The 26,043-nt window shown below is 58.1% G+C and carries 26 protein-coding genes; 13 read left to right on the forward strand and 13 right to left on the reverse strand.

All coding sequences use genetic code 11. From position 1 onward, the window contains the following. Window positions 1-154: 154 nt before the first annotated feature. Both PVT68_RS05755 and PVT68_RS05760 read right to left on the reverse strand, forming a co-directional pair. Window positions 155-1,408 (reverse strand): cation:proton antiporter, encoded by a 1,254-nt coding sequence (locus tag PVT68_RS05755; RefSeq protein WP_280321706.1) that lies wholly within the window; start codon window positions 1,406-1,408, stop codon window positions 155-157. 80 nt (window positions 1,409-1,488) lie between these two features. Then, entirely contained in the window at window positions 1,489-3,033 is a 1,545-nt protein-coding gene (locus PVT68_RS05760) for an FMN-binding glutamate synthase family protein (RefSeq protein WP_280321707.1), read from the reverse strand. 142 nt (window positions 3,034-3,175) lie between these two features. Between PVT68_RS05760 and PVT68_RS05765 the strand changes: the two genes are divergently transcribed. Both PVT68_RS05765 and PVT68_RS05770 read left to right on the forward strand, forming a co-directional pair. Beyond that, window positions 3,176-4,264 (forward strand): PA0069 family radical SAM protein, encoded by a 1,089-nt coding sequence (locus PVT68_RS05765; protein ID WP_280321708.1) that lies wholly within the window; start codon window positions 3,176-3,178, stop codon window positions 4,262-4,264. 26 nt (window positions 4,265-4,290) lie between these two features. After that, complete coding sequence (locus PVT68_RS05770; protein ID WP_280321709.1) at window positions 4,291-4,572, forward strand: GIY-YIG nuclease family protein; 282 nt, start codon at window positions 4,291-4,293, stop codon at window positions 4,570-4,572. A 45-nt stretch (window positions 4,573-4,617) separates the two neighbouring features. On the opposite strand, the gene PVT68_RS05775 is transcribed toward PVT68_RS05770, so the two are convergent. From PVT68_RS05775 to PVT68_RS05785, 3 genes are read right to left on the reverse strand one after another with little or no spacing between them, the layout of a single operon-like run. Then, complete coding sequence (locus PVT68_RS05775; RefSeq protein WP_280321710.1) at window positions 4,618-5,808, reverse strand: glutathionylspermidine synthase family protein; 1,191 nt, start codon at window positions 5,806-5,808, stop codon at window positions 4,618-4,620. A gap of 3 nt (window positions 5,809-5,811) precedes the next feature. Beyond that, window positions 5,812-6,420: a DUF1190 domain-containing protein gene (locus PVT68_RS05780; RefSeq protein ID WP_280321711.1), complete on the reverse strand. Its 609-nt coding sequence runs from the start codon at window positions 6,418-6,420 to the stop codon at window positions 5,812-5,814. Between the two features lie 19 nt (window positions 6,421-6,439). Then, window positions 6,440-6,853: a DUF350 domain-containing protein gene (locus PVT68_RS05785; RefSeq protein ID WP_280321712.1), complete on the reverse strand. Its 414-nt coding sequence runs from the start codon at window positions 6,851-6,853 to the stop codon at window positions 6,440-6,442. Between the two features lie 373 nt (window positions 6,854-7,226). On the opposite strand from PVT68_RS05785, the gene PVT68_RS05790 reads away from it, so the two are divergent. The 6 genes from PVT68_RS05790 to PVT68_RS05815 all read left to right on the forward strand — a co-directional run bounded on the left by PVT68_RS05790 (window position 7,227) and on the right by PVT68_RS05815 (window position 12,731). Then, a complete protein-coding gene (locus PVT68_RS05790) occupies window positions 7,227-7,547 on the forward strand; it encodes a DUF3301 domain-containing protein (RefSeq protein ID WP_280321713.1) in 321 nt (106 codons plus the stop codon). A 34-nt stretch (window positions 7,548-7,581) separates the two neighbouring features. Further along, a complete protein-coding gene (locus PVT68_RS05795; protein ID WP_280321714.1) occupies window positions 7,582-7,794 on the forward strand; it encodes a DUF1653 domain-containing protein in 213 nt (70 codons plus the stop codon). Window positions 7,795-7,843: 49 nt separating this feature from the next. Beyond that, window positions 7,844-8,911, forward strand: coding sequence for a saccharopine dehydrogenase family protein (locus tag PVT68_RS05800; protein WP_280321715.1), 1,068 nt, complete (start codon window positions 7,844-7,846; stop codon window positions 8,909-8,911). A 157-nt stretch (window positions 8,912-9,068) separates the two neighbouring features. Further along, a complete protein-coding gene (locus PVT68_RS05805; RefSeq protein WP_280321716.1) occupies window positions 9,069-9,596 on the forward strand; it encodes a phosphatase PAP2 family protein in 528 nt (175 codons plus the stop codon). A 61-nt stretch (window positions 9,597-9,657) separates the two neighbouring features. Further along, the gene (locus PVT68_RS05810) at window positions 9,658-10,767 is read left to right on the forward strand and encodes an MJ1255/VC2487 family glycosyltransferase (protein WP_280321717.1); all 1,110 of its coding nucleotides are present in this window, start codon (window positions 9,658-9,660) and stop codon (window positions 10,765-10,767) included. 155 nt (window positions 10,768-10,922) lie between these two features. Next, complete coding sequence (locus PVT68_RS05815) at window positions 10,923-12,731, forward strand: acyl-CoA dehydrogenase (protein WP_280321718.1); 1,809 nt, start codon at window positions 10,923-10,925, stop codon at window positions 12,729-12,731. A gap of 20 nt (window positions 12,732-12,751) precedes the next feature. Here PVT68_RS05815 and PVT68_RS05820 read toward each other — a convergent pair whose 3' ends face one another. From PVT68_RS05820 to PVT68_RS05855, 8 genes are all read right to left on the reverse strand, one after another. Next, window positions 12,752-13,510 (reverse strand): polysaccharide deacetylase family protein, encoded by a 759-nt coding sequence (locus PVT68_RS05820; protein WP_280321719.1) that lies wholly within the window; start codon window positions 13,508-13,510, stop codon window positions 12,752-12,754. Window positions 13,511-13,629: 119 nt separating this feature from the next. Continuing rightward, window positions 13,630-15,132, reverse strand: a complete 1,503-nt coding sequence (locus PVT68_RS05825; protein ID WP_280321720.1) for an ATP-binding protein — start codon at window positions 15,130-15,132, stop codon at window positions 13,630-13,632. Window positions 15,133-15,136: 4 nt separating this feature from the next. Next, window positions 15,137-15,811 (reverse strand): response regulator transcription factor, encoded by a 675-nt coding sequence (locus PVT68_RS05830; protein ID WP_280321721.1) that lies wholly within the window; start codon window positions 15,809-15,811, stop codon window positions 15,137-15,139. A 57-nt stretch (window positions 15,812-15,868) separates the two neighbouring features. Then, the gene (locus tag PVT68_RS05835; protein ID WP_280321722.1) at window positions 15,869-16,210 is read right to left on the reverse strand and encodes a PepSY domain-containing protein; all 342 of its coding nucleotides are present in this window, start codon (window positions 16,208-16,210) and stop codon (window positions 15,869-15,871) included. Between the two features lie 41 nt (window positions 16,211-16,251). Next, a complete protein-coding gene (locus PVT68_RS05840) occupies window positions 16,252-16,836 on the reverse strand; it encodes a glycine zipper 2TM domain-containing protein (protein WP_280321723.1) in 585 nt (194 codons plus the stop codon). Window positions 16,837-17,013: 177 nt separating this feature from the next. Continuing rightward, window positions 17,014-18,387, reverse strand: a complete 1,374-nt coding sequence (locus PVT68_RS05845; RefSeq protein ID WP_280321724.1) for an L-cystine transporter — start codon at window positions 18,385-18,387, stop codon at window positions 17,014-17,016. A 152-nt stretch (window positions 18,388-18,539) separates the two neighbouring features. Beyond that, window positions 18,540-19,034: a TlpA family protein disulfide reductase gene (locus tag PVT68_RS05850; RefSeq protein WP_280321725.1), complete on the reverse strand. Its 495-nt coding sequence runs from the start codon at window positions 19,032-19,034 to the stop codon at window positions 18,540-18,542. Further along, a complete protein-coding gene (locus PVT68_RS05855) occupies window positions 18,994-20,352 on the reverse strand; it encodes a YihY family inner membrane protein (RefSeq protein WP_280321726.1) in 1,359 nt (452 codons plus the stop codon). The genes PVT68_RS05850 and PVT68_RS05855 overlap by 41 nt, the downstream gene beginning before the upstream one ends. Before the next feature lie 183 nt (window positions 20,353-20,535). Here PVT68_RS05855 and arsC point away from each other — a divergent pair, with 183 nt between their 5' ends. The 5 genes from arsC to PVT68_RS05880 all read left to right on the forward strand — a co-directional run bounded on the left by arsC (window position 20,536) and on the right by PVT68_RS05880 (window position 26,040). After that, window positions 20,536-20,880: an arsenate reductase (glutaredoxin) gene (gene arsC, locus PVT68_RS05860; RefSeq protein ID WP_280321727.1), complete on the forward strand. Its 345-nt coding sequence runs from the start codon at window positions 20,536-20,538 to the stop codon at window positions 20,878-20,880. Then, window positions 20,881-21,489: an NAD(P)H:quinone oxidoreductase gene (wrbA, locus tag PVT68_RS05865; protein WP_280321729.1), complete on the forward strand. Its 609-nt coding sequence runs from the start codon at window positions 20,881-20,883 to the stop codon at window positions 21,487-21,489. It abuts the gene before it with no gap. A 2-nt stretch (window positions 21,490-21,491) separates the two neighbouring features. Then, window positions 21,492-21,875: a DUF2069 domain-containing protein gene (locus PVT68_RS05870; protein WP_280321731.1), complete on the forward strand. Its 384-nt coding sequence runs from the start codon at window positions 21,492-21,494 to the stop codon at window positions 21,873-21,875. 124 nt (window positions 21,876-21,999) lie between these two features. Next, the gene (sppA, locus tag PVT68_RS05875) at window positions 22,000-23,868 is read left to right on the forward strand and encodes a signal peptide peptidase SppA (protein ID WP_280321732.1); all 1,869 of its coding nucleotides are present in this window, start codon (window positions 22,000-22,002) and stop codon (window positions 23,866-23,868) included. A gap of 399 nt (window positions 23,869-24,267) precedes the next feature. Further along, window positions 24,268-26,040, forward strand: coding sequence for a carbohydrate-binding module family 20 domain-containing protein (locus PVT68_RS05880; RefSeq protein ID WP_280321733.1), 1,773 nt, complete (start codon window positions 24,268-24,270; stop codon window positions 26,038-26,040). The last annotated feature ends 3 nt before the right edge of the window (window positions 26,041-26,043 follow it).

Consider the following 26,043-nt stretch of genomic DNA (forward strand, 5'->3'; position numbering starts at 1 on the left):
CCCACAAGAGGTGAAACTATGCTCAGAGTCATCAGCGTACTCCTCTTCGCCCTGCTACTGTTAGCCATAGCAGCCCACCTCTTCTACTCCCGAAAAGCATCAGAAGAAACCAGCCACCGGGCCCCATTCCCGATCCATCACCTGGCAACCGCCGCTACAACTCCAGTTTCCGAATCAATCGCGTACTCGTAGTTCCCTGCACCAGCAGCGAAAACAGCACCACCCCAAATACCATCGACTGAATCGTCCACCAGTAAGGCAACTCCGTCGGCAGTGACAACACCAGCGCCACCGCAATCACGCCCCGCAGCCCACCCCAACTGAGAACCATGCGCCAATTCTTCGGCACCGGTGGCCCAATGAATCTGCAGACGGGCGACAACAGAAATACCATAAATGCCCGCGCCCCAATCGCAGCGACAATGGCAATGATCATCGCCAGCCAGTGACGGGAAAACATCTCGGATGTAATCACCAGTCCCATGATGACGAAGAGCAATGCGGCAAACAGCAGCCCCAACCATTCCCAGGTAGGCTCCGCGTGGACAAGGAAAGTCTCATATTGCTCACGCAAACAGGCCCGCGACACAATCGCACACAACATCACTGCGAGAATTCCAGAAACCCCAACCACGTGCTCGGCAAAATAAAAACTGCCGAATGCTGCCAGCACCAGTACCATCAGTGCCGCCCCCGCCGAACGCAAAAACAGAATCACAATCGCCGTGAGCAAGCCACAGATGGAGCCCACCACAAGGCCACCGAAAAATACCACGGTAATATAAAGTGCAAAACCACTTGGGCCAGCGATGGATTCACCGGTTGCCGCACTGCCCTCCATGGCACTGTGGCTGGCAATCCCCAGCACAAATGAAAACAGTACAATCGCTGCAGCATCATTGAACAGGCTCTCCCCCTCGACCAGTGTCAACAGTTCCTCATTGCCCTGGTGCACGCGCAGCCGCTCTACTACCGACACAGGATCCGTTGCCACGAGTATCGCGCCGGTCAGCAGTGTGGCGATCCAGGGCAAACCATTTGGGTGGTGAATGCCGTAGTAGAGTAAAAGGGCTGTGATCAGCGCACAGATCACCGCGCCCAGAGTGGCAAACAGAAGAATGGGACCCAACCAGCGGAGCAGGAAATCCGGATCGATTTTCCAGGCAGATTGAAAAATCAGAATGGGCAGGATGACAAAAAATACCAGCTGGTGCAGGTTTCCTGCGCGTAGCCCGGTATCGTAATTGAACACCGGCAGCAGCACTCCGGCGAGCACGCCGGCGATCAGACAGCCAAGGGTATTGTCCCGCTTTAACACCCTGGCGATACCAAGACCAATGACGGCGGCCAGCGCCATATACAACCCCTGGCCGACCAGAGTAATTACACCGTCCGCAGTGTGCGTCATGAAAACTCCAGAATGTTGTCGGGCGGTTTAATTGCCAAGTGTTTTGCGTACCGGTGTATCTCCCGGGGGCAGTATCAGGATTATTGAATGCCGCGATCAGAAGCAATCACTGACTTCGGCTGTACGTCCGGCACCAGATCCGAGAGCGGTACAGGTACGCCACGCTCGTTAATTACTTCTACATGGGAACGGCACAGCATGCGGGGTTCAGGCACACCGCAGGAGTGGGCAATGGTACCGACCTCATATTCCATATTGCGCGCGTAGTTATATACCCGCTCCGCCTTGTCCATCGGGTCCAGGCCCTGCTGTAAATCCGGATTGTGCGTGGTCACCCCGGTGGGGCAGGTGTTTTTGTTGCACTGCATGGCCTGGATACACCCCAGGGCAAACATGAAACCGCGGCCGCAGTTGATAAAGTCCGCCCCCATCGCCAGGGCCCAGGCCACCATCGAGGGAGTGAGCAATTTGCCGGCACAGATAATCTTTATTCGATCACGCAGGCCATATTGGCTGAGCAAATCCACCACCAGTGGCAGGCTGCGGTTGAGCGGTAACCCCATGTAGTCCATCAGGCTCTGGGGTGCGGCACCGCTGCCCCCATCGGCACTGTCGATAGTGATAAAGTCCGGTGCGGATTCCACGCCCCGGCGCTGGATGGATTCGCACAGTTCGTGCAGCCAGTTGCTGGTACCTATCACACACTTGAAACCGGTGGGTTTACCGGTGACCTCGCGGATATGTCCGATCATATCCAGCAGGCCATCCACATCCCTGAATTCCGGGTGGCCATTGGGACTGATGGAATCCACCCCTACCGGGATGCCACGTACCTGGGCAATTTCCTCGGTGACCTTGATTCCGGGCAGTATCCCGCCCTTGCCCGGCTTGGCGCCCTGGGAGAGTTTCAGCTCAAACATCCTCACCTGTTTATAGGCCGCCACCTGCCGCAATTTTTCATCGGACAGATTGCCGTCGTCATCCCGCACTCCATATTTCGCGGTGCCGATCTGAAACACTATGTCGCAACCGCCAGACAGATGGTGGGAAGACAAGCCACCTTCCCCGGTATTCATCCAGATCCCCGCCCTGTCCGCCCCCCGGGACAGTGCCGTCACCGCGGGTACCGACAGGGCACCGAAACTCATGCCGGAAATATTGAAAATGGCGCGCGTGGTATAGGGTATACGCGCCGCGCCCTCCCCCACGGTCACCTCCCGCGGCGGCACCGCGTCCTTGGCCAGGGTGGGAAATGGGTGGTTGAGGAAGAGAATGTCACCGGGCTGATTCAGGGGGCGGGTGGAACCGAAAGCCAGGGTGGAATCCACATTCTTGGCAGCCCGGTAAACCCAGCTGCGCTGGGCGCGATTGAAGGGCATCTCCTCGCGATCGAGCGCGAAGAAGTACTGGCGAAAGAATTCCCCCAGGTGCTCAAACTGGTAGCGAAAACGCCCCAATACCGGGAAGTTGCGCCGTATCGCCTGCTTGGTCTGGCTGACATCGGAGAGATACAGATACACCACATAGAGCACCAGTAACACCAGCCCGAAGGCAAACAGCATGGCGAACACTTGCAGTACTTTTAGTGCAAACGCGTGAATGGCAGCTACGGCCTGAAGATCCATTCCCGTAATCCTTATTATGTGAAACTCTATTATTAAAACTCAGCGGTCATTGTATGCGCAGGAATACTGGCTTGCACAGTTTCCCGGCCGGCAATAAACTGTACAAACATACAGTAACCAACCGATCCATCAAAACTCAGCCGTGGCCAACGACTCCCCCACCAACCCTATCCAGTCCCACAAGGGGCGCGGCGCTGTCAGCAACCTGGCCGGGCGCTTTGTGGACCAGGTCAGCACCCGCGAGAGCGACGGTTGGCAACTGGAGCCCGAGGTACCCGAGCGCCTGGAAACCGTGGCGCTCGCGGAGAAGGCCAAGACCATCATCGCCACCAACAAGTCGCCGGATCTGCCCTTCAGCCAGTCGATAAACCCCTACCGCGGCTGCGAGCACGGCTGCATTTATTGCTATGCCCGGCCAGCACACGCCTATATGGACCTGTCCCCCGGACTCGATTTTGAAACCCGGCTGTTTTACAAGCCCAATGCGGCAACTTTGCTGGAGCAGGCGCTGCGCAAAAAGAATTACCAGTGCAGTCCCATTGCCCTGGGCAGCAATACCGACCCCTACCAGCCCCTGGAAAAAGACAAGCAGATCACCCGGCAGATTCTGGAGACACTGCAACGCCATCAGCATCCGCTGACCATCATCACCAAAAGCCAGCTGATTCTGCGCGACCTGCCGCTGCTGACTGAAATGGCACAGGACAATCTGGTGCATGTGGCTGTCAGTGTGACCACCCTCAGCAACGAGCTCAAACGCAAACTGGAACCCCGTACCGCGGGCCCAGCAGCGCGGCTGCGAACGATTGAGGCACTGGGCTCTGCGGGAATTCCTACGGCAGTGATGGCGGCGCCGATGATTCCCGCTCTAAATGATATGGAGCTGGAAAGCATCCTCGCCAGCGCGGCGGAGGCCGGTGCCATATACGCGGCCTATATCCTGTTGCGACTGCCATTCGAAGTGGCACCGCTATTTCGCCAGTGGCTGGCAGAGCATTATCCAGAGCGCGCGGAACATGTGATGAGCCTGGTGCAGCAGAGCCGGGGCGGGCAGGATTATCAGAGTGAATTTGGCCAGCGCCAGCGGGGAACCGGCGTGTTTGCCCAGTTACTGCAACAGCGGTTTCGAGTAAGCTGTCGCAAACTGGGACTGAACGAACGCAAGCTGGCGCTCGACTGCAACCGGTTTTTCCTGCCCCCGCAGCCCGGGGACCAACAGAGCCTGTTCTAGCTTGTGAATATTTTTTGGGAAGTGTTTTGTCCGACTGGTATGTCTATCTGATCCGCACCCGCTCCGACAGCCTGTACACCGGTATCACCCGGGACGTAGCGCGCCGCTTCGAGGAGCACAACAGCGGCGGCCCCAAGGCAGCGAAAGCACTGCGCGGCCGCGGCCCGCTGACGCTGGAATTCCAGCGAGAAGTGGCGAACAAGTCGGAAGCGTTGAAACTGGAACTCGAGATTAAGAAGTGGCCCAAGGCGCGCAAGGAAGCCCTGATTGCGGGCCACTTCAGCTTGCCCACACCGGAATCGGTGTAGGCAAAATCGTGGCAGGGTTGGCTGTGCAAGTCAGCTGCCGCGCAATCAATCCAGAATGATATGCGGCAGGAACCGGGAAGAATCTTTGGTAATCAGGGTCGCATCCTCACGAATACAAATACCCGCCGCACTGTCGCCCACCACCCAGCTACCGAGCATGGTGTAGGCATCGCCACCGCGAAGCTCGTCGCGGAATTTGGGCAGTGCATGGAAGGCCTGGCGAATATAGCGCCCGTCGGCATAAGGCCCTTCGGCCGAAAGTTTTTCCCCGGTTCCGGTAATCAGATCCACATTGGCGCCTTCGCGGGAGAACAGGGGTTTACGCACCCAACCGGCCGCCATCGGGTCACTTCCGGGAGTTTCAAAAAATGCCGGCAACAAATTCGGGTGATCGGGGTAGCGCGCCCACAGCAGCGGCAGGATACCCTTGTTCGAAAGGAGCATTTTCCAGGCGGGCTCCACCATCTGGGTATTGGCGGCGAGCGTGGCACGGCCAAAATCTTCCTGCACGATGAATTCCCACGGGTACAGTTTGAACAAGCCCTTTATCGGGTGATCATCCAGGTCGACAAACTGCGGATTCTCGCCCTTGGCATCGGTGATCACGCCGATATCTTCCAGCGCAATATAGTGCACATTCCGTCCCGCCTGCGCGGCAATATCCATCAGATAACTGACCGTGCCGCGGTCTTCGGCGTTGTCACGCACACTGGTGAAATAGAACGGCGTCGACAATTCCAGCTCGATAAACGCCTGCTCGATCTTGTCCTGCAGGGAATTGAACTGGTCCGCACGTTCCGGCAAAACGCCATTTTTGATCTGGTCTTCCAGCCACACCCACTGGAAAAAACCGGTTTCAAATAATGACGTGGGTGTGTCGTAATTGAGTTCGAGCAATTTCGCCGGGCCGGTGCCGTCGTACACCAGATCCATCCGGCCGTACAGATGTGGCTCACCGTTATTCCAGGAATTCCACACATAGCTCCAGTAATCCCGCGGGATATTGAGCTGGGTGAGCATCTCCTCGCTGCGGGTGATATCCCCCACCATATCCATCACCATCTGGTGCAGCTCTTCCGTGGGCGCCTCCAGATCCTCTTCAATCTGCTGCAGACTGAACTGGTAATAGGCGGTTTCATCCCAGTAAGGCTCGCCGTCGAAGGTATGAAAATTGAATCCCACTTCTTCGGCGTAAGTGCGCCAGTTCGCGCGCTCAGCAACGCTGATCCGTTTCATGTATTAACCGCCGTAGCTGTTGCGCATTGCCGCCTGGTGGCCGAAGCCGCCGCGCCGCACCAGGCCCCCGGCTCGGGGCTGCATCTGCGAAGGCTTCAGCGAGACTGGGCCTGTCCCTTTCGCCACCGGGGTATTGTGGGCGGTACGGTAGGTGCCACGGTCATCGCGGGATTTGTATAGCGGTTGCGTGGGGACGCTAGCGCCTGCAGCTGCGGCCTTAGTACCTGTAGCGGCGGTATTCGTGCCTGCACTGGCGGCGCCCGGCTGCTGGAAACTGGCGCCGCGATTCATCATCTGCCCGGCGAGATAACCCATCATCATCGGCATAAAAACGCTGTGACCGGATGTGGTCTGCTGCGGCGCCGTCTCACACTTGCCATCACCGAAGTCCGCTTCGCACTCTTCCTTGCTCACGTATTTGGGTGCGACCTGAGGATGCAGCGCCTTGGCCTCGGCGTATTCGGCTTCGCACTGTTCGGTGTTCCACCCTCCGGCACTGCACTCCTCCGGATTGCTGTACACCATGCCCTGCACTTCTTTTTCACAGCCGGCAATCAGCAGTGTCGCTACAGGAACGGTCAATACCAGCGCGGCTTTTTTACTGCGTTTCATCGTTTTCTTCCTGTATCTGTTAATAACTCATACATGCGGCGTTGATCAGGCCAACCGCAATGGCCACCGTAGCGGCAAAAATTCCGGCAGCCATCTCACCGTTGTCGATGCGCTCGGGCAATTGCCTGAGAACCACACGCAACACCACAAAAGTGAGAATCTGGACGACCAGCGCCACCGCGCCCCAAACCGCGCAATCCAACAGGGACAGGGAATTGGTAATGGCGCTGGAGAGCGGCAGGGCAAAACCGATAATCGCGCCGCCAAACGCCAGTGCCGCTGCAGAGTTATTCGCGCGAATCAGCGCCATCTCTGCGTGTGGCGTTATCCAGATATATATGCACACAAACACAAGCACCAGAACAATCGCCACCGCGAAATAAGCCAGAAAGGGAGGGATACCGTTTAATGATGACAATGTAGTAGCGAGCATGACCGTGTCCTTGATGGGGTTGGCAGGCATTTGCGAGGATAAAATTCTCTGGATTCTGACACAGAATAGGGAGCGGCTCTATAACACTGGCGGCGGCGCTACAACACTGGCCGCGGCGCTATAACACCGGCAGCGGCGCCATAAAACAGGCGGCGGTGTGATAAAACAGGCAGCACCGCTATCTGGCCCGGCCTGCATAAATGGTAGATTCCGCAGCGACCAGCGTGTGCTTGTCTCGGACATTGCCGGCGCTGTTCGCCGGGCTTACCGCCAGACCGCAAAGTACTCTCACCCGGGATGGAGAATCCTGCCGGGCATAGTCCGCGCGCTGGTGGTATTCTTGCGCGGTCGTAAGAAAACAGATTAAACCGGTATGTACTACTCACTCGGCGACTTGTTCTGGCTGTTCCTGCTGATTCTCGCAGCCTGGTACTTCTGGGCCGGCATGGCCGCAAAAGACCGTGTGCGCCGGATCGTAAAGGCACACTGCGCGGACACCGGCGTACAGCTGCTGGACGATACCGTGATGCTCCACCGCACCCGCCTCAAGCGCGACCGGAGCGGCCAGGTGCGCCTGCAGCGGCAGTACGAGTTTGAATTCACCTCCACCGGCGAGCGTCGCTACGGCGGTATTGCGGTACTGCACGGGCAGCGGATCACCCAGATCCAGCTTTCCCCCTTTCACCTGGCCTGAGCGCTGCCGACACCACTACCCCGTAAGGAACTCCATGCAGAAAGGCATTTACCGCCACTACAAAGGCAACCTCTACCACTTGATGGAAATTGCCACCCACAGTGAAACCGGGGAACAATTGGCCATTTACCGGGCTCTGTATGATGACTTTGGTGTCTGGGCCCGCCCGCTGTCCATGTTCTCAGAAGCCCTGGAAAAGGATGGCCAGACGATTCCCCGCTTTGCCCTGGAAAAGGCCCTGGACTGAAGGTCGCACGAATAAAAGGTCACCTGGCCGCATATAACAAGGACACTCCGTGAACAACAAACAGATCCTGATCTACGGTGCCTATGGCTACACGGGCGAATTGATTGCCCGCAAGGCCGTGGCCAAGGGGCTCAGACCCATACTGGCGGGCCGCAGCTCAAGCAAACTGGAGCCCCTGGCTACGGAGCTGGGCCTGCCGGCGATTGCCGTCGGGCTGGACGATGAGGAGACGCTCAAGCGCACGCTGCAGGGAGTATCGGTAGTCATCCACTGTGCCGGCCCCTTCTCGGCGACCGCGGAACCGATGATGCGCGCCTGTATTGCCAGTGGCGCCCACTATCAGGACATTACCGGCGAGATGGCCGTGTACCAACAGGCGCACGCGCTGGACGCGGAGGCCAAGGCCGCCAATGTGGTGCTCTGCCCCGGTACCGGCTTTGATGTCATCCCCACCGACTGCCTCGCTGCCGCCCTGCACCGGGAAATGACCAGCGCCACCCACCTGACCCTGGGGTTCGACTCCGACTCCGGACTCAGCCCCGGTACCGCCAAGACCTCCATCGAGAGCCTTGGGGTAGGCGGCGCAATACGGCGCAATGGCAAGATCGAAGTGATTCCCCACGCGGAACTGACCCGCAAGATCAATTTCGGCCGCGGTGAAAAATTTGCCGTGGCCATTCCCTGGGGAGACGTCGCCACCGCCTACTACAGCACCGAGATTCCTAACATCGAGGTGTATATCCCGATGAGCCCAAGGCGGGCGAAGAAGATGAAGGGACTCAACAAATTCCGCTGGCTGCTGCGTATGAACTGGATGCAGCAGTGGCTGAAAGGCAAGGTGGACAAGAGTGTGCGTGGCCCTACCGAAAACCAGCGCGCGGAGCAGAAAACCTGGGTTTGGGGAGAAGTCCGCAATGACCGCCGCGGCGAACGCCGGGTGGGTCGCGTGGTTACCGCCAACGGCTATGACGTCACCGTGAACGGCTCCCTCGCGGTGATGGAGTTCCTGCTCGCCTACCACGGCGAAGGCGGTTACTTCACGCCATCCAAACTCTGTGGTCCCGAACTGGTGGAAAAACTGCCGGGCTCAGGCGCCATCAAGATCGGCATAGACTGAAATCCGCAGGAGCCTGCCTTGTCCGGTTCGCCTGCAGGCAGGCTCCTACAGTCACCCTGGCGCCCACAGTTCATCAATACCCCCACACCGGTGAGATTTCACAGTCCTGACATATTTTGTTCAAGTCCGTGCAATCTAAGCTTCGTACTTTTAACCCATGCGAAGCTTACCTATCACTCTCAAAGCGGTAGATGTCTCCCTGGTGCTGCGAATGGCGCAGCGGGCGACCCGGCCAACCTCCCGCAGGAATTACCTGCTGTTGTCCCGATCTGCCGATGGCTGGCTCTATCTGGTGTCGCCGCTGCTGATCGCCCTGGAAAGTGCCGGTGCCGCCCTGCTGTTTCTCTACACCTGTGGCGCTGCCTTTGCCATTGAGCGCTCCCTCTACTGGACCATAAAAAATACCACCAAGCGCAATCGCCCACCGGAAGCCATCCCCGGGCTGCGCTCGATCATTGTGGCGAACGACCGCTTCAGCTTGCCTTCCGGCCACACCTCCGGCGCCTTCCTGTTTGTGACTATGCTGAGCCAATGCCTGAACCCACTCTGGGCCCTGGGGTATTTCTGGGCTGCGGGCGTAGGCACGTCGCGGGTGGGACTTGGGGTCCACTTCCCAACCGACGTCTGCGCCGGCGCCTTGCTAGGGACCTGTGTAGGCTTTGCCGTCAGCGGCGCACTGCTGTAACAGGCTGCGCACGGCATTCGGCACTTTTTTACTCCAGTTTTTACTCCAGCGGAGAAGTCATTTGAAAATACTGTACGGCGTTCAGGGCACCGGTAACGGGCATATTTCCCGCGCACGGGCGATGGCGGAAGCCTTCCAGCAATTCCCGCAGCTGCAAGTCCAGTGGCTGTTTAGCGGACGCCCCCAGGAAAAGCTGTTTGCCATGGAAGCGTTTGGCGACTACTGGTGGCGGGAAGGCCTGACGTTTGTGCACAAAGAAGGGAAAATTGATCAACTGGCGACTACCCGACAATTAAATTTAAGACGCCTTCTGCAAGATATTCGCGAGCTACCGGTACAGGACTTCGATCTGGTCATCAGTGATTTCGAACCGGTCTCTGCATGGGCCGCGAAGAAACGCAAATGTCCGAGCCTGGGGCTGGGCCACCAATACGCATTCAATTACTCGATCCCCACCCCCGCTTTCGGCTGGACTGCACGCAGCATTATGAAAGTCTTCGCACCGGTACAGGTCAGTCTGGGAATGCACTGGTATCACTTTGGTCACCCCATACTGCCTCCAATCGCCCACGCCCATGAACAGCCAGCACCACAGGAAAAAGACCATGTGCTGGTATACCTGCCGTTCGAGTACGCAGAGCCACTGCTGAAGCAGCTGGCGCAGGTGTCGCAGACATTCATCGTTTACGGTCTGCCCACCGATTTGCCCTGCGCCGACAACATCACCCTCAAGGCACCCTCTGTGGAAGGCTTCCGCGGCGATGTTGCCACCGCCAAAGCAGTCATCTGCAACAGCGGCTTTGAGCTGATTGCGGAAACCCTGACCCTGGGCAAACCGATCCTCACCCGCCCGCTCAAAGGACAGTTTGAGCAGGAAGCCAACGCAATGGCCCTGGATCAATTGCAACTGGCCAGGGTAGTGGACAATATCGACGCTGCCACCATCACCCACTGGCTGACGGGCAACCCTCTCGGTGTACGTATCCAATGGCCGGATGTGGCGGCAGCCATTGTCAACTGGGTAGCGGAAGGCCGTCCGACAACCCCGCAGATACTCGCCGACAGTCTCTGGGAGTCGGTAGTACCCGGCCGCGCCAGGCGCACTGCACAAAATACCGACACCCCCAAGCAGGAAAAACTGAATGGCATCGAAGGCAGCGAAAGCACTTGACCGAAAGTGACCAGAGACGAGGAATTTCATAATCGCTCCGGCTACGCAGCCATCGCGGCCTGTATAGCCATTACCTGAAAGATCATTGCCACTCCGCACCGCCCCTGCTTACTCTGAAACCACTGAAGATGTAACTCGAATACAGTGGAGCAATTATGAGTGAGCAGTACCTTAAAGAGCGGGATATCGAGTTTCTGCTGTACGAATTTCTCGATACCGAGGCGTTGTTGCAACGCCCCCGTTACCGCGAGCACTCCCGTGAAGTGTTCAACGCGACGCTACTCACCGCCCAGGCCATCGCGGAAAAATATTTTGCCAACCACTACGCCAAGGGCGACGCCTGCGAGCCCACCTTCGATGGCGACACGGTCACCCTGATCCCGGAAACACGCGAGGCATGGAAGGCGTTTACCGACGCCGGTTTTCTCGCTGCCCACTACGATTTCGAAGAAGGGGGTATGCAGCTCCCAGAGATTATTCTGCGCAGCGCCATGGCCTATATCAACGCTGCCAACGTGAGCAGTGCGGCCTACCCTTTCCTTACACTCGGTGCTGCCAACCTGGTGCGCAGTTTTGCCAGTACCGAACTCAAGGAGCGCTACCTGCCGCCGATGATGGACGGCCGCTACGCTGGCACCATGGCACTCACCGAACCGGACCAGGGTTCAGCCCTCGCCGATATCCGCACCACCGCCACCCCCGCGGACGATGGCAGCTACCGTATTCACGGACAGAAAATGTTTATATCCGGTGGCGACCAGTCGATGACGGAAAATATCGTGCATATGGTACTGGCGCGCATCAAAGGCGCACCGGTGGGCGTTAAGGGGATATCACTGTTTCTGGTGCCGAAATTTATACCCGCGGCTGACGGAAGCGAAGCAACCCGCAACGATGTACAGCTTGCAGGCCTGCTGCACAAGATGGGCTACCGCAATACCACCTCAACGGTACTCAGTTTTGGTGAAAACGGCGGTGCCGTGGGCTACCTGGTGGGCGAAGCCCACAAGGGCCTCAGCTATATGTTCCAGCTGATGAACGAAGCGCGTATCGGCGTTGGTACCGGTGCCGCAGTACTCGGCTACCGCGGCTATCAGCATGCACTGCAATATGCCAAAGAACGCCCCCAGGGCCGCCTGCCCTCCAACCGCGACCCGCAATCGAGACAAGTGTCCATCATCCAGCACGCCGATGTACGACGTATGTTGCTGATGCAGAAAAGTTACGTCGAGGGAGGGCTGGCGCTGTGCTTTTACGCCTCATCCCTGTTTGAGGATGCGCACACCGCGGAATCAGAAAGCGAACGACAGCAGGCCGCAACCCTGCTTGACCTGCTCACGCCCATCGTCAAGTCCTGGCCATCCAAGTACTGCCTAAAAGCCAACGATCTGGCGATTCAGGTTCTCGGCGGTTCCGGCTATATCCGCGAATACCCGCTGGAACAGCTCTACCGCGACAACCGGCTGAACCCGATTCACGAGGGCACTGAAGGTATTCAGGCAGTGGACCTGCTGGGACGCAAGGTGCCCGGCAACGATATGGCCGGCTACAAACTGCTGGTGGAAGCGATTGAAAAAACGCTGCGGGAATGTACCGGCAACAGCACCCTGGAAACACTGGCAGACGCATTGAAAAACGCGCTGAGCCAACTGAACGGCGTCACGGAAAATCTGCTGGGGCAGATGATAGCGAATACCGATCGGGGACTGGCCAATGCCAGCCTGTATCTGGATACGTTCGGCCGGGTGGTGGTGAGCTGGATCTGGCTCCGTCAGGCGGTTATCGCATCACGAAAACTACACGCGGAAACCGCACCCAGCGATGAAGAGCAGAATTTCTACCGGGGCAAACTACAAGCCGCACATTTCTATATTGAGTGGGAGCTCCCGGAAATTCAGCCACAAATTGCGCTGCTGCAATCGGGCAATCCGGTGCCATTTGAGATGCAGGAGGATTGGTTCTAAACCAGTCTTCGCGTAAAAGACTAGCGCTCCCCGCGCGACTGCTCCCGCTGCAGGTGCGCCACCGCTTCGCGCATGGTCGCCACCCAGTAGCGGTCAGGGTGTGCCGCCAGGTGTTCGAGCAAGGCTCGATGGGCATCGGCAGAAACAGTAATGTAATCGCCTCCCACGCCGTGAAACATAAAGCCTACCAGGCTGTGATTTTCCCGCGCCGCTTCCACAACTGCGATCAGCTGCGCTGCACTTTTTTCCGCACCATCGAAAGAAGCGATACGATAAAAGTCGCTGTTGCCGGGCTGGTGTTGACCGTCGATGGAAAACAATCGCGCCGCGGACACCAGTTTCTTAAGTCCGGGAATCACATCCTCACCACCCGCGATCATATCGCCGCAGGGGTAGGCAAAGGTGCGCTGTTGTTGGCCATCGATAGCCTCAAGCATGCTGTTGGTAACCTGCACCTCATCCAGGAACTGTTCCAGGGTATACCCGTCGAGATCCTGCCAGGGCTTGACCCAATCGCGATTGGAGATTGACTTGCGACACGGGTGATAGAGCATGTGGTTGCCAAGCTCGTGCCCACGCCGGGCAGCCTGGCGCCACTCGTCCAGGCGCATGCGAATGGCGGGGCGCGCTCCGCTGACGTAGAAGGTCGCAGGCAGGTTGCGCTGATTCAATTGAGGAATGGCGATATCCAGATGCGAGTCCAGTGCATCGTCATAGGTGAGCACCACCGCCACGTCCGCACCACCGGGCCAGGGGGAGATCGCTGGTGAGGCATCCACAAATGTGCCTGAGGTTGAGGTCAGAACTGCAAAAAATACCGGCAAAAAACCGCTGAGGAGTGCCCTTTTTGCTGGAGAAAACATGCGATATCCCTATTTATTATTGATGTTATATCCGCTTACAACACAACCCGCAGGGTAAGCCCTCCGAGATTTTCGAGGCCTCGTTGCGCGGGAGGCACTATGGCAATTTCGCCGTGGTAACTCTCTACGATATCTACCACCACCGCAAGTCCGATACCCTGTCCCTGCTGTTGCTGGTCCGCACGCACCCCTCGCTGAATTACCTGCTGCCACTGAGCTTCGCTGAGCCCGGGACCATTGTCGGCAATAACAATTTCCAGGCCGCGGTCATTGGCACCGTTACTGATTTTTGCCAGTAACTTGCCACCGCCATATTTGTAACCGTTATCCAGTAGATTACCGAGCATTTCCATCAGGTCCCCCTCATCGCCATAGAACAGCACGGCATCGTCACACAACAGCTCCGCATCCACGTGCTTTTCGCGATAGACCTTGTCGAGGGCGGTAAAAATTTTTTCTGCCAGCGGCTGCACGGCCACGCCTCGCAGAATGGATTTGGGGGAACCCGCCACAGCGCGTTTCAGTTGATAACTGATGATGCTGTCCATGCGCTGAACCTGCTCCGCCAGCGCTGACTGTGCACCTCGGGGATCACGCGTTACGTCCATGCCTTTCAGCACGGCAAGCGGTGTTTTCAGGCTGTGAGCAAGATCCGCCAGTGTATGCCGGGTCTTTTCCCGCTGGCGACGTTCATTTTCGATCAACAGGTTGAGGTTGTCGGTGAGTGGTACCAGCTCCCGGGGAAAATTGCCCTGCAGGGTATCACTGCCGCCCTGTTGCATATTTTTCAGCGCGCGTGCGACCCCTCGCAGTGGTGCCAGCCCCCAGCGCAACACCAGCAACTGCACCGCGATCAAAGCCAGGGAACCGAGGGCCAGCCAGCGCCACAGGGTACTGTTGAATTGGTTGACCTGGGCATACAGTGGTGTCGCATCCTCCAGAACCATGAAGGTGAATTGCAGTTCACTGTCCAGTCCCCAGGCAATACCCTGACGAAAGCTGCTGTAGGCGGCAGTGTTACCCGGCAAATGAATTTCTGCGAAAACCTGTTGCCCCTGACGCAGGGGCAACGGCAGCGGTGTAGTGGAAAAGTTGGGCAGGCTGAGTGCCGATTGCGAGCGCCAGATCACCCGCCCGCGTGCATCGATCACCGCGCCGATCAGACCGGAATCCGGCTGGTTGAAACGTTGCTCCGGTAAAATGTACGGCAGCTGCAGGCTGTCCCCGTCCGGCTCGGCAACGGCCAGCAGGGTGTAGATATGCACCTGCAGTTCACGGGCTTTGGCCTCGTCAAGGGAAGTGCGGTAAGCCCGCTCAAGCACACCGGAAAGTACCGCGAGAAAAACCAGCAGCACCAGCGTCGCCATCAGGGACAGGCGCCCGGACAGCGAGTGCCACCAGCGGGATAGAGGGTGCCACCAGCGGGATAACGGGTGCCACCAGCGGGATAACGGGTGCCACCAGCGGGATAACGGGTGCCACCAGCGGGATAAACGGTGCCACCAGCGAGACAGAACCTGAAGCCCGCGCGTCAACAAGGAATCAGTCCGCAGCGCTGAATCGGTAGCCGCGACCACGCAGCGTCTCAATGGGTTTCATCCCACCGGCGGCATCCAGTTTTTTGCGCAGACGGCCGATAAACACTTCAATCACATTACTGTCGCGGTCGCAGTCCTGTTCGTAAATGTGTTCGGTCAATGTGGTTTTGGACACCACTTCATCCGGGTGCAGCATCAGGTATTCCAGTACCTTGTATTCGAAGGACGTAAGTTCCAGCTCACTACCGGAAACACTCACCCGCTGGGAACTGGTGTCCAACTGGATAGCCCCGGCGGTGATGGTGGGAGAAGAAAAGCCAGCAGAGCGGCGCACCAGCGCATTCAGCCGCGCCAGTAATTCTTCGGTGTGAAACGGTTTGGTGAGGTAATCGTCACCGCCCGCCTCCAGGCCGCGCACCCGCTCCTGCCAGTGGCCGCGAGCGGTGAGAATCAGGATGGGAAAGTGCCGCGCTTCTTTGCGCAGGGTTTCGATAACGTTGATACCGTCGATTTTCGGCAGGCCCAGATCCAATACCGCCACATCGTAGGGATATTCCCGGCCCAGATACAGAGCCTCTTCACCGTCCGGTGCTTCATCTACGGTGTAGCCGGCTTTACGTAGTGACGCCGCCAGCTGCTCACGTAAAAGGTGTTCGTCTTCAACCAGAAGTGCGCGCATACATTATCCTCTTGTCCAGATGGTCAGGTGCGGACGGCAAAGAAACGGGTACCGTGATCAGCGGGATATCTGCCCTGTCTGCTTGTCCACGAACACCACATAGACCTGACTTTTTTCGGAAAGTCCCTTCACTCTGAATACAGAGCGGCCATCTCGCTGCACCTCTTTGATCGCCAGGATCTTGCCACCGAATCGGCGCTTCACCAACGCCGCGGCCTGGTCCCTGGAAATCCCCTTATTCTGCACACGCATGGTGGCCAGGGGCTGCACATTCAGTGAATGCCCCGGCCGATAGCCGTTTGTGTCCGGCCCGGCGGCGAGCAGCGGGCCAGCCAATAATGCGGCAAACAATCCGGTAATCAGTGCATACGCGGCCAGAGGGGCAGCGGAGAATTTCACAATGCAGCTCCTGTTATTTTGAAAGTGCCCGCCAGGCTTTATCAAAGAACCGGCGTTACGTCGACACGAACCCGGATTCTATCTCCTGGATGGCGGTCAGTGCGAATCAGAAATTCCTGACCGTTGTAGCGGTAGTTTACGTCATATCCGACCAACTCCCGGCGACTGCTCACCTGCTCGACAACCTGGCAGCGCTGCTCGGTACCGTAGGTCACTGGCGTATTGTGACGACTGATAGCACTGCCGATCACCGCACCCACCGCGGCGCCCGCGGCCATACCCGCGCCCTTGTTGCCCGAGTGGTAATGTCTGTGGCGACCATAGCCGTGGCGATATCCCCGCGCGGCATCGCGGCCCACGGCTGCGCCGATCAGGCCGCCGATAATGGCGCCTGCAGGGGAAGGCTGCTGGTAAGAGACAGTCTGGTCCCAGCACTGGGTGCGGGGTTCTACCATCTGTACATCCTGGTAGATGGGGGTAACGCTGGTCACGATGGCATAGTCGTAGCCATCCTGGCCTTCGTAGTAGCCGCTGTCGCCGGCGACGCTGTGGATGCTGACGGTCGCCAGTGAGGCAGTCAGGCCCACAAAGGCCAACCGCTTGAAGAGTTTGTGAATCTTGACCATGTTCGATGCTCCCTGTAACGGACTGCGGCACCCTGCTGCTAACGCCCCGGCAGTTCCTGCAGTTGGGGCGGGCGCCTTTTACTGGCCTGTTTGGCCGATGGGAGCAATGTACGGCGGTGTGGCTGAATCTTTCCTGAACTCAGACACATTTATCTATGTGCGACCCGGTATCTGTATTCAATCCGGGAAACTTTGCGGACCACCGGTCTGTGTAGCGCGCGCGCCCAACCAGCGTTGGGTCAGGGTACCCGCGGTCATGGCACCGTTGACGTTCAGGGCGGTGCGAGCCATATCAATCATGGGTTCTACGGAGATCAGCAGTGCCGCAATCTGCACAGGCAGTCCCATAGTAGGCAGTACGACCAGGGCAGCGAAGGTGGCCCCGCCGCCGACACCAGCGATACCGAAAGAGCTGATCACAATCACTGCAATCAGCGACAGTAGCCACACAGGATCAAACACATGGATACCCAGGGGCACGGCCACCATGACCGCCAGCATCGCCGGGTAGATACCGGCACAGCCATTCTGGCCGATGGTGGCACCGAAGGAGGCGGAAAAGTTGGCGATGGCCGGGGAGATTTTCAGCTCATCGATCTGGGTTTCGACATTCAGAGGAATGGTCGCCGCGCTCGAGCGGGAGCTGAATGCAAACACCAGCACCGGCCAGACTTTGGCAAAAAAGTGCAACGGGCTGATCCCGTTCACCAGTAACAGCAATCCGTGTACTACGAACATCAAGGCGATGGCCACAAACGAAGCGAGCACAAAATTGAACAGGTTGAATATGTCGGCCCAACTGGATTTGGCAATCAGCGCCGTCACCAGCGCCATCACCCCATAAGGGGTAAACGCCATAATCAGGCGCACCAGTTTCATGATCCAGGCCTGGGCCACCGACACAAACTGTTCAATAGCCGCGCCCTGCTCTGGATTATCCCGACGCACCGCGAGCGCTGCCAACCCAAGCAGTACGGCAAAAATCACCACGGCGATCACCGAGGTATCCCGCTGCCCGGCCAGGTCGGCGAAAATGTTGCGTGAAATAAATGAAGTGAGAATTTCCGGAATACTGAGATCGGCAACACGACCGATGCGCTCGTTCAGCACTTCCACCCGCGCGGCTTCCCGTGCACCTTCCACCAACCCGTCTGCGGTCAGCCCGAACAATTGCGCAATGAGCACACCCATCACTGCTGAAATAGCGGTGGTGCCCAGCAACACAGCGAGGACGGACACACTGATTTTGCCGAGGGAGCGGGTGTTGCTGACCTTCACCACTGCCCCCAGGATACAGACCAGCACCAGCGGCATTACCAGCAGGTGCAGCAGGTTGACATAGCCTTCGCCAATCAACCCGACCCAGTCAAGAACGAAGGGAATATCCACACCCCAGCCTTCCGCCAGATGCATGAACCCACCCAACAGAACCCCCAGCAACAGGCCCGCAAATACTGCGGGAGCCAGTGAATTGCGACTGCGATGCCAGCGCGCCAGTGGCCACATCAGGAAAAAGTAAAACGCCAGAAGGAGCAATGCACTCAATTGCATGTATTTTTAGTTCCAGTTTGCTGTTTTTACCGACAAAAAACCGAACGCATCCTATCAGTTGGCGCGCATTTCCTTTAAAGACGCTTTAGTTATAGTTTTAGAAGAGAGAGTTGGGTCAGCAGCCGACCCGTGCCGAAAATGACACCGGCAGACTACTGCGGATGAACAGCGGCTACCGCCTCAGCCAGAGACGCCACCGATTGCGGGCCGACCAGGGTCTGTCGCCACTGCCCGCGGTCGTCGATGATAAAGGTGGACGGCAACACCTGAGGGACCGCCTGCCCCCAGCGGCCAGGTGGCGCCGCCGCCAGCAATGGGAATTCGATTTCGAACTTTCGCGCCTGCTCCGTCACCTGCTCCGATGTCAGCTGGTCAAAATTGATCCCCACAACGATTGCCCGCCCCTTTTGCTCACGGTAGAAGGCGTTAAGTTCGGGGATCTCCTCCCGGCAGGGGGCGCACCACTCCGCCCAATAATTCACCACCAGAACCTTGCCGGCGGTATCCAGCGAATCACCTTCGAGGGTCTGCAGGCCACCGTTGCGGCCTTCACACCCACCCGCCAGCAGGGTAGCGAGACACAGCGCAAACAACAGGGCAAATTTTTCAGGAACTCGCGGTACGACTCGAAGATTTGCTGCGGGCATCGCGGCGGCTTCCTTTATTGGCAGAGTTGTCGTCGTTGATTCTGTCTGGCGGAGGCAACTCAGCGGGTTCTGCAACCGGCTCCACTGTCTTCTCCAGTATTTCCGCCGCCATGGACTCGCGGAACAGATCGCCCAGGCTCTGGGAGAGGTGCTCATGCGAAAAGTCCCGCGCCTCGCGGAAACGCGCGTCCACTTCCCGGAACCAGGGACGCGAATTCAGTTCGCGGTGGCCGCTCGCAGGCACCGGCATGGGATGCAGCCAGTCAAGCAACTGTTCAAGGGTCACCGAATCCAGGTCGCGCACCAGCACATGGTCGTTGCGATCGGTTTGCGCGATCACACTGTGAGCCTGCAAAATCTCGCGAATGCGCCGCCACTGGACCGGTCCAATACCCGCACGGGAAATATCCTGCTCGCTAATTGACAGGCCCTTCTGATAATTCGTAAAGAATTTCGACAACAGCACCAGTGTCGCCACCAGATCGGAATAATTTCTCCCCTGCGCAGCGGCGTGGTATGCGGACAAGGTCCGCACCAGTACGCACCCGGCCAGCACGATCATCCACATGGTGTAGATCCAGATCAGAAACATCGGCACAAAGGCGAAAGCACCGTAAATCGCCTGTACGGAACTGCGTGAAACAAGGGCGCCAAACAGGTACTTGGCCGCCTCAAACGCCATTGCGGTAATCACGCCACCGGCAAACCCGTGCCGCAGCGGCACCCGGCAGTTTGGTACCGCCACAAACAGCAGCGTGAACGCGATGGCGGTAAAAATGAACGGCAGCACCCGCAGCACCACCGGCAGCAGGCCAAGGCTGTCGTTCTGGGCGAGGACTTTCTGCGAAAACAGGTAAGTGGTGGCGGCCATCCCGGCCCCCAGAAGGATGGGGCCAAGGCTCAGGATTGCCCAGTACAACAGAAAGCTGGAAACCCCCTTGCGCCCCTTGGGGATATCCCAGATGGCGTTGAAGGTGGTCTCGATATTTTTCAGCATAAAGCCCGCGGTCAGCAGCAGTATGGCGATACCGACACCGGTCAGCCGCTGGGCCTGCACAGAGAAGCTATTGATGTACTCCTGTACCTCACGACCGCTCTCGGGCACGAAATGAGAGAAGATCTGCTGCTGGATTTTACTTTCCAAGCCGGCGAAATCCGGAAACAGTGACAGCATGGCGTAGCTCACCGTCACCAGTGGAACTATCGCAAACAGTGTCATATAGGTAAGAGCAGCAGCATTCTGCCGGCAATTCTTTTCGTTGAACACCTTCCACAGGGAGGTAAAAAAACGACGCCAGCGGTGCACCATTTCAGTCATGGGTCTTCTCAGTTTGTTATATAGCCATGTGCGCCGGATTCTCGAACGAACCCGGCGGAAAACGCCGTGCAACCTGTCTATAAAATACGCCATACCCCAGCGTAGCCCACCAAACTGACAGGTTCATGGACGACCAACAGTCACCTGTTAGAATACGCCAAACCTTAACAGGATACCCCCTCGATGTGGACGATCTACCATAACCCGCGCTGTTCAAAATCCCGTCAGACCCTGCAACTCCTGCAGGACAATAACGTCGAACCGGAAATCGTGCTGTATCTGGAAACGCCGCCGGATGCCGCCACCCTAAGCGCTCTGCTCGGCAAACTCGGTATCGGGGCCCGCGACCTGCTGCGCAAGGGGGAAGACGCCTACAAGGAGCTGAATCTCAAAGACGATGCGCTGAGTGACAACGAACTGATCGCCGCCATGGTCGCCCACCCCAAGCTGATCGAGCGCCCCATCGTGGTCAAGGGCGACCGGGCGGTACTCGGCCGCCCGCCGGAAAACGCGCTGGAGCTGCTATAAATGGCTTCACCGACCGCCTCCGAGGCCTATGTACTCGTGCTTTATTACAGCCGCAACGGCGCCACTGCCAAAATAGCCGCAGAGCTGGCCCGCGGCGTGGAAGCATCCGGGCTCAGCGCACGCCTGCGCACAGTGCCGCCGGTTTCTCCGGACAGCGAAGCCAGCCTGCCAGCGGTGCCCGACAGCGGCGCGCCCTACTGTACCGCAGACGACCTGCGCCACTGTGCCGGCCTGTTACTCGGTAGCCCAACCCGTTTCGGTAATATGGCCGCGCCCCTGCGCTACTTTCTCGACCAGACCAGCGACATGTGGCTCGATGGCAGCCTCACCGGTAAACCCGCCGCCGTATTCACTTCCACCGGCAGCCTGCACGGTGGACAGGAGAGCACCCTGATCTCCATGATGCTGCCCCTGCTGCATCACGGCATGCTGATCGCCGGGATTCCCTATTCCGAAGCCGCGCTGATGCACACCACCACCGGCGGCACCCCCTACGGTGCCTCCCACTGGGCTGCCGGCAACGGCGGCGAACTGAGTAACGATGAAATCAGTCTGTGCCGTGCCCTTGGCAATCGCATCGGCAAGTTGGCACAGCAGCTGGGAGATTGAACGTGGCGAAAAAAACCAAGGCCATCGACACCGTACAGGTCGCCCGCAAGCTGGAAGCCGCCAGAAAACTCAACTGGGTCTGTTACGGCGGCCTTCTGCTACTGTTCGCGGTGTGGAATCTGTTTCTCGACGGGTCCGTGAAATGGTGGCTGCTACAGACCATCCCCCTGCTGCTGGTACTTCCGGGGTTGCTCAAACAGAACCAGCGCAGCTATCTCTGGCTGTGTTTTATCCTGCTGCTGTATATCACCGCCGGTATTGTCGACGTAATGATGCCTACACGCGGCTGGCAGCATGGCGTCCTGGCTGTCCTCAGCCTTATCCTGTTTGTTTCCTCAATGATGAGCAGTCGCTGGCAGGTCCAGCTACAGAATACAAACACTTAGATCGGCAATTGGACGGAATATGCATTCCCCTACAGGTACCCGCTAAGGGGACCGCCATTGCACGAGCCAAGTGCATAAACACATTACTTACCGGTAAAAGACAGACCGACAAGGAGTTTCAGGTTTGAGCGAAGTAACCCGTCAACGCGGCCCTGTCCGTCGTATTTTTAGTGCCATCGGCGGCGCTATCACCTGGCTGCGCCGGGTATTCACCAACATCCTGTTTCTCCTGGTTCTGCTGTTTATCGGACTGGCAATTTTCGGCGGCGAAGAACGCATCACCGTACCTCAGGGCGCAGCCCTCAAGGTAGCTCCGGCAGGGGCGCTGGTGGACGAGCTGAGCCAACCCACCGGCCTGCCGGGCTTTCTCAGCGGTCGCTCCACAGCCCCGGAGACCCGGGTCAAGGACCTGGTGGACGCCATCGACCGCGCCGCGAACGACAACCGTATTGCCGCACTGGTACTGGAGCTGGACTATCTCGGCGGCGCCAGTCTGAGCAAGCTGGAAGAAGTCGGCGAAGCCGTACAACGCTTCAAAGCCAGTGAAAAACCGGTCTACGCCATCGGCGACAACTTTACCCAGGGACAGTATTTTCTCGCCAGCCACGCCGACAAAATATACATGAACCCCATGGGCTCCCTGCTGATCACCGGGTTCGGCAGTTATCGCAACTACTACAAAAGCGCCCTGGACAAGCTGAAAGTCAACTTCCATGTATTCCGCGTCGGCGATTACAAGGACTATATCGAACCCTACACCCGCGACGACATGTCCCCGGCCTCGCGGGAAAACAACGCCCGCTGGCTGCACCAGCTGTGGACTGAATACACCGAACAGGTAACCGGTCTGCGCAACCTGCCACCGGACGCGGTGGACAGCTATATCGCCGAAATGCCGCAGAAACTGCGCGACGAAAACGGCAACTGGGCACAAGCTGCGTTGACCAACAAATTTGTCGACAAGCTGGTTACCCGCCGCGCCGTCGAAGCGGAGCTACAGGAGCTGGTAGGTGTCAGCAGCGCCGACAAATCCCAGTACAAATCCATCAGTGCAACGGATTACCTGCGGCACATCAAGCTCACACAATTGCCGGCCCCCCACCATCAATCCGACAAAATTGGCCTGATCAGCGCCGTCGGTGCCATCGTTGATGGAGAAGCGCCAGAGGGTCAGATTGGCAGCGCAACACTGACCAGCCTGATCGCCGAAGCGCGGGAAAAAGCGGTGAAAGCCCTGGTACTGCGAATCGACAGCCCCGGCGGCTCCGCCTTTGCCTCGGAAGCCATTCGCCAGGAGCTGCTCGCGACCCGTGAGGCCGGCATTCCGGTAATCATTTCCATGGGCAGCGTGGCCGCTTCCGGTGGCTACTGGATCGCCGCCGGTGGTGACCGTATCTGGGCCTCTCCATCGACCATTACCGGCTCCATCGGTGTCTTCGGCGCCTTCCCGACCTTTGAGGAATCCCTGGAACACCTCGGCATCTACAACGATGGCGTCGGCACCACGGCTCTGGCAGGCACCATGCGCCTGGACCGCGCTTTGCCCGAGGCGGCAGCAGATATCATTCAGCAGAGCGTGGAAAACACCTATGGACAGTTCCTGCGCCTGGTCGCCGAAGCCCGTCACAGCAGCCCCGAGGAAATCCATAAAATTGCCCAGGGCCAGGTGTGGACCGGTCGTGCCGCGCTGGAGCTGGGACTGGTGGACGAACTGGGCAACCTCAAGGACGCCATCGCCGACGCTGCACAGATCGCAAAGCTGGATACCTACGAGGTGGTGGAAATCCAGCGGGAAATGACCCCGAGCGAAAAACTGATGCGTGCACTGGCGGAAAACGTCGACGCCCGTATCGCCGCCAGTGTGGAACAGAACCTCCCCCTGGGCGCCTGGTTCAGCAGCATTCAGCCGGCACTGCAACCACTGGCGGAGCTGAAGAGCTTCAAAGATCCGCGGGCCCTGTATGTCCGCTGTCTCAGCTGCATGGCGCCCTGAGAGCCCTGTGCCGCGAGTGGATTACCGCCAACGCGGCATTCCCTTTATTGAGCCTCGCGGGCTTTATGCCCGCGACGCCAGTTGCGCGAAACTCGCGTAAAAGCGACGTAAATGCCACGGAATAGTTATGTAATAGTTACGTAAAAACCGCATAAAAGTTGCGCAAAATTCTTCTACGCCCCACCCAATTCGATAATCGCCCTTCTACTCCCCTCTCTCCCCCTGCCTGCAGTGGGTTTCTGCAGCGGTTCCCGCCACGTAATTTCCCAGGTGTTGCCTCTGATTGAGGCAGCGCCTGGGAAGTACGCGGTACAGGAAAAAACGGGATGGATCCGCGCTGCCGGAAAGCCACCACAGGTGGATCGATCACAGCAAAATAACGTAAAAAAGGTGATCCGAATGCAAAAAATACTAGCGATGATGGCGTCTGTGGCACTCGCGGGCGCTTGCGCTGCCACGAAAGCGGAAACGCCGCGGACGGCGTTTGTACATCTGTTCGAATGGCAATGGGACGACGTCGCCAGCGAGTGCGAAAACCAACTCGGCCCAAAAGGTTTTTCCGCAGTACAGGTTTCCCCGCCGCAAAAATCCGTTGACGGCAGCCAGTGGTGGACCCGCTACCAGCCCGTCAGTTACAGCATTGAGGGGCGCTCCGGCAGCCGTGCACAATTCGCCAGCATGGTGAGCCGCTGCAAGGCGGTCGGAGTCGATATATACGTGGATGCAGTGATCAACCATATGGCCGCCTGGGATCGCAACTTTCCGGAAGTGCCCTACGGTCCGAATGACTTCCATAACTGCACATCCGATATTGACTACGGCAATACCTGGTCGATTCAGAACTGCGACCTGGTGGGTCTCAACGACCTCAAAACCGAATCCGATTACGTACAACAGAAAATCGCCGACTACCTCAACGACCTCACCAGCCTGGGTGTGGCGGGCTTTCGTATCGACGCCGCCAAACATATCCCCGCAGCAGATATCAACGGCATCAAAAGCCGCCTTACCGGCAATCCGTATATTTTTCAGGAAGTAATCGGTGCCGGTGGGGAACCCGTTACCACAATGGATTACAACTGGATCGGAGATGTTACTGAATTCAATTTCAGCAACACCCTCGGGCACTATTTCAAATTGCGCGGCCCGCTGCGGGAAATCAGCAATATCGGCTCCTGGTCCGGCTGGTTGCCGAGTACCGACGCCGTGGTATTTGTTGCCAACCACGACAACCAGCGTCAGAACACCGGTAATATCATTACTCACAAGGACGGGAACAATGCCAATAATATGGCCCATGTATTTATGCTGGGCTGGCCCTACGGCTACCCGAAAATCATGTCGAGCTATGACTGGCAGGATCACGACCAGGGCCCCCCGCCCCAAGGTGCCAGCAGCTGTAACAACGGCTGGCTGTGCGAACACCGCAACCGTGCCATCGCCAATATGGTGGGATTCCGCAACCACACCGCCGCACACTGGGGGGTCACCGATTACTGGGACAACGGCAACAACCAGATGGCGTGGGGCCGGGGTGGCCTGGGTTTCGTCGCCATCAACATGGAGGGAAATGACCTTAGCCACAGCTTCCAGACCGGTATGCCTGAAGGGATTTACTGCGACATCCTCCAGGGAGACTTTGATACTCTCACCGGCAGCTGTAGTGGCCCCACCGTCACCATCGACGGCAATGGCAACGGCACCTTTCAGGTCTACTACCACAATGCGTCTGCCATTCATGTAGGCGCGCGGGTAGGTGAGCCCTGCTCCGACTGCCCGGGTTCAAGCAGCAGTTCTGGGGGCAGCTCCTCTTCTGGCAGCAGTTCCGGCGGTAGCTCATCTGGAAGCAGCTCTTCCAGCAGCAGCTCCAGTGGTGGTCGGATCGACACCGCGTTTACCTGTAATAACGGCTACACCTACTGGGGCCAGAGCGTCTATGTAGTGGGAAATATCAGCGAGCTGGGCAACTGGAATCCGGCGAGCGCGCAAAAACTCAATCCGGATAACTACCCCAGCTGGAACGGCAGCATCAACCTGCCCACGGATCAGGCGGTAGAGTGGAAGTGCCTGAAGCGGGAAGAGCAGAACCCCAGTGCCGGCATCGAGTGGCAAAACGGCAGCAACAACAGTTTCACTTCCGGACAGAGCCTGAGCCCCTCCGCCAGCTTCTAATTC

The organism is Microbulbifer bruguierae (genome assembly GCF_029869925.1).
GTDB classification, from domain to species: Bacteria; Pseudomonadota; Gammaproteobacteria; order Pseudomonadales; family Cellvibrionaceae; genus Microbulbifer; species Microbulbifer bruguierae.

Excerpts from the sequence above, each read along its gene's own strand:
- PVT68_RS05755 (WP_280321706.1), bottom strand. The coding sequence starts at position 1,408 with ATGACGCACACTGCGGACGGTGTAATTACTCTGGTCGGCCAGGGGTTG.
- PVT68_RS05760 (WP_280321707.1), bottom strand. The coding sequence starts at position 3,033 with ATGGATCTTCAGGCCGTAGCTGCCATTCACGCGTTTGCACTAAAAGTA.
- PVT68_RS05775 (WP_280321710.1), bottom strand. The coding sequence starts at position 5,808 with ATGAAACGGATCAGCGTTGCTGAGCGCGCGAACTGGCGCACTTACGCC.
- PVT68_RS05780 (WP_280321711.1), bottom strand. The coding sequence starts at position 6,420 with ATGAAACGCAGTAAAAAAGCCGCGCTGGTATTGACCGTTCCTGTAGCG.
- PVT68_RS05785 (WP_280321712.1), bottom strand. The coding sequence starts at position 6,853 with ATGCTCGCTACTACATTGTCATCATTAAACGGTATCCCTCCCTTTCTG.
- PVT68_RS05790 (WP_280321713.1), top strand. The coding sequence starts at position 7,227 with ATGTACTACTCACTCGGCGACTTGTTCTGGCTGTTCCTGCTGATTCTC.
- PVT68_RS05795 (WP_280321714.1), top strand. The coding sequence starts at position 7,582 with ATGCAGAAAGGCATTTACCGCCACTACAAAGGCAACCTCTACCACTTG.
- PVT68_RS05805 (WP_280321716.1), top strand. The coding sequence starts at position 9,069 with ATGCGAAGCTTACCTATCACTCTCAAAGCGGTAGATGTCTCCCTGGTG.
- PVT68_RS05815 (WP_280321718.1), top strand. The coding sequence starts at position 10,923 with ATGAGTGAGCAGTACCTTAAAGAGCGGGATATCGAGTTTCTGCTGTAC.
- PVT68_RS05830 (WP_280321721.1), bottom strand. The coding sequence starts at position 15,811 with ATGCGCGCACTTCTGGTTGAAGACGAACACCTTTTACGTGAGCAGCTG.
- PVT68_RS05840 (WP_280321723.1), bottom strand. The coding sequence starts at position 16,836 with ATGGTCAAGATTCACAAACTCTTCAAGCGGTTGGCCTTTGTGGGCCTG.
- PVT68_RS05845 (WP_280321724.1), bottom strand. The coding sequence starts at position 18,387 with ATGCAATTGAGTGCATTGCTCCTTCTGGCGTTTTACTTTTTCCTGATG.
- PVT68_RS05850 (WP_280321725.1), bottom strand. The coding sequence starts at position 19,034 with ATGCCCGCAGCAAATCTTCGAGTCGTACCGCGAGTTCCTGAAAAATTT.
- PVT68_RS05855 (WP_280321726.1), bottom strand. The coding sequence starts at position 20,352 with ATGACTGAAATGGTGCACCGCTGGCGTCGTTTTTTTACCTCCCTGTGG.
- arsC (WP_280321727.1), top strand. The coding sequence starts at position 20,536 with ATGTGGACGATCTACCATAACCCGCGCTGTTCAAAATCCCGTCAGACC.
- wrbA (WP_280321729.1), top strand. The coding sequence starts at position 20,881 with ATGGCTTCACCGACCGCCTCCGAGGCCTATGTACTCGTGCTTTATTAC.
- PVT68_RS05880 (WP_280321733.1), top strand. The coding sequence starts at position 24,268 with ATGCAAAAAATACTAGCGATGATGGCGTCTGTGGCACTCGCGGGCGCT.